The sequence below is a fragment of the Desertihabitans aurantiacus genome (assembly GCF_003344635.1).
GTDB classification, from domain to species: domain Bacteria; phylum Actinomycetota; class Actinomycetes; order Propionibacteriales; family Propionibacteriaceae; genus Desertihabitans; species Desertihabitans aurantiacus.
Genome location: NZ_QPKK01000362.1, coordinates 1 through 2,998 on the forward strand (window position 1 = coordinate 1; position 2,998 = coordinate 2,998).

Genomic DNA, 2,998 nt, shown 5'->3' on the forward strand with positions numbered 1-2,998 from the left:
GGTCGGGGGTGGTGGGGGGTTCGGGCTGGTAGACGGGTGGGTCGGCCGGGTGCAGGGCGGGGTCCGCGACGGCGAAGGTGCGGATCCGTCCCGGGAGGGTGTGCGGGCCCTCGAAGCGGACGGTGACCCGCCCGGCGCCGCTGCCCTGCACCCAGCCCGGACCGTGCTCGTCGTGCTCGACGTCCTGGCCGGGACGCCAGCCGGGCTCGGCCGGCTCGACGCGCAGCTCGTCGACGGCCTCCTCACCCGGCTCGTCCGCCACCGCGTCCTCCGAGCCCTCCTCGGCGTCGGAGAGCAGGTCGGCCTGGGCGTACTCGGTCAGCCCCGAGACCCCGACCCCGAGCAGCCGGACGCCGTCGGCCACCTCCAGCCCGGCCAGCAGCTCGCGGGCGTGCCGGGTCACCTCCCGGGTGGAGGCGGTGGCGTGCTGCAGCGTCCGGGAGCGGTTGAGGGTCTGGAAGTCGAAGCGGCGCACCTTGATGGTGACGGTCCGCCCGGCCAGCCCCTGGGCCCGCAGCCGGGCGGTGACCCGTCCAGCCAGCTGCCCGACCCGGTGCTCCAGCTCGCTGCGGCCGGTGAGGTCGACGCCGAACGTCTCCTCCGCCGAGACCGACTTGGCCTCCCGCTCGCTGACCACCGGGCGGGGGTCGATCCCGCGCGCGAGCGCCCACAGCGACGACCCGTGCGCGCGGCCCAGCAGCCGCACCAGCTCGCTCTCCCCGGCCCGGGTCAGGTCACCGACGGTGCGCAACCCGTGCCGGGCCAGCCGCTCGGCGCTGACCGCCCCGACCCCGGGGATCCGGCGCACCGGCAGCGGGGCCAGCAGGGCCTCCTGCTCGGCCGGGGGCACCACCACCAGGGCGTCGGGCTTGCGCAGGTCGGAGGCGATCTTGGCCACCAGCTTGCTGGCCCCGGCACCCACCGAGACGGTCAGTCCGGTCCGGGCCAGCACGTCGGAGCGGAACCGCTCGGCGACCCGGATCACCGTCTCGGTGTCGGGCACCAGCCCGTCGGTGCGGGCACCCAGGTCGACGTAGGCCTCGTCCAGCGACACCGGCTCGACCAGCGTGGACAGCTCCCGGGCCAGCGCCATCACCTCCGCCGACACCCGCCGGTAGGCCTCGAACCGTCCGGCCAGGTAGGCCGCCCCGGGGCACAGCCGCCGGGCCTGCGCGGTGGGCATGGCCGAGCCGATCCCGAAGCGCCGGGCCTCGTAGGACGCGGTCGCGACCACGCCCCGTCCGCCGACGCCGCCGACCACCACCGGACGCCCGCGCAGCGACGGCTTGTCCCGCTGCTCCACCGCGGCGAAGAAGGCGTCCAGGTCGAGGTGCAGGACGCCGGGACGGGTCGGATCGGGTCCGGGCACCCCTCACCTCCTCCTGCGCCGGGGCGGACGACGCCGACCGGTGCGGCTCAGCCCTGCTCCGCCCCGAAGGTCGAGGTGTCGATGACGAAGCGGTAACGGACGTCGCTGGCGACCACCCGGTCGTAGGCGGCGGTGATGTCCTCCCCGCCGATCCGCTCCACGGTGGCGCCCAGGCCGTGCTCGGCGCAGAAGTCGAGCATCTCCTGGGTCTCGGCGATGCCGCCGATGTTGGAGCCGGCAAGCTGCTTGCGGCCGCCGTTGAGCGACCCGGCGCGCAGCGACAACGGCTCCTCGGGCAGCCCGACGTTGACCAGGGTGCCGTCGACGACGAGCAGCGAGAGGTAGGCGTCCAGGTCGAGGGTGGCCGAGACCGTGCTGATGATGAGGTCGAAGGACGAGCGCAGCGTGCGGAAGGTCTCGGCGTCGCTGGTGGCGTGGTAGGCGGCCGCGCCGAAGCGGCGGCCGTCCTCCTGCTTGGACAGGCTCTGGCTGAGCACCGTCACCTCCGCACCCATCGCGGCGGCGAGCTTGACGCCCATGTGGCCCAGCCCGCCCATGCCGACGATGGCGACCCGCTTGCCGGGGCCGGCACCCCAGTGACGCAGCGGGGAGTACAGCGTGATCCCGGCGCACAGCAGCGGCGCCGCCTCGGCCAGGTCGAGCCCGTCGGGGATGCGCAGCGTGTAGTCCTGCTCGACGGTGATCGAGGTGGAGTAGCCGCCGTCGTTCCAGCGTCCGTCGCGGCCGACGGCGTTGTAGGTGCCGACCATGCCGCCGCCGCTGCAGTACTGCTCGCGGCCGCTGCGGCACTCCGGGCACTCCCGGCAGGAGTCGACGAACACCCCGACCCCGACCCGGTCCCCGACGGCGAACTTCGTCACCTTGCTGCCCACGGCGGCGACGGTGCCGGCGATCTCGTGGCCGGGCACCAGCGGGAAGTGCGCCTCCCCCCACTCGTTGCGGGCGGTGTGGATGTCGGAGTGGCAGATACCGGCCCAGGCGATGTCGACCAGCACCTCGGTCGGCCCGGGCTCGCGACGCTCGATGGTGGTGCGCTCGAACGGGGCGCGGGCGGACGGGGTGGCGTAGGCGACGGCCTGCGGCATGGGTTCCTCCTGGGACGTGGTCGACGCCCCAGCCTGCCACGACCCCGCCGCGGGTCGTGCCGGGATCAGCCGGCGGCCGGCCGGACGCTGCGGATGGCGGTGGCGACCAGCTCGGGCCGGTCCACCATCAGCATGTGCCGGCCGTCGTCGACGACCACCTGGCGCCCGCCGAGCAGCCGGGCCAGCCGGTTCTGCCGGGCCAGCCAGTCCCGGCCTCCGGTGGTGCTGGAGGACAGCACCACGGTCGGCACCGGCGGGTAGGGGTGGGCCGACCGCAACCCCAGCAGATCCCAGCCCTGGCCGTGGTAGGCCGAGTACTCCGCCACCGCGGTGGCCAGCGCGTCGGCGTCGGCGTAGCGCTCGCGCAGCTCCGGACGCCGGCGCACCCGGGCCCGCTCGGAGGAGAGCAGGGCCACGCCGGCGCGGTGCACCCGTCCACCCAACCGCTGCACCGGTCGCAGCCGGGCCAGCCGGTGCACCGCCCGGGCCGCGGTCAGCCCGACCTCCCGCGGCGGGGTGCGCG

General features: G+C 75.5%; 3 protein-coding genes. All 3 read right to left on the bottom strand.

Features of this window, described 5'->3' with window-relative positions:
- Nucleotides 1–1,369: DNA polymerase IV (locus DVA66_RS18905; protein ID WP_114561404.1), on the bottom strand; the 1,369-nt coding region annotated here is incomplete at its 3' end.
- A gap of 47 nt (nucleotides 1,370–1,416) precedes the next feature.
- The gene (locus tag DVA66_RS18910; protein ID WP_114561405.1) at nucleotides 1,417–2,475 is read right to left on the bottom strand and encodes an NAD(P)-dependent alcohol dehydrogenase; all 1,059 of its coding nucleotides are present in this window, start codon (nucleotides 2,473–2,475) and stop codon (nucleotides 1,417–1,419) included.
- A gap of 65 nt (nucleotides 2,476–2,540) precedes the next feature.
- The coding region (locus DVA66_RS18915; protein WP_408608936.1) for an alpha/beta fold hydrolase at nucleotides 2,541–2,998 on the bottom strand (458 nt) is incomplete at its 5' end.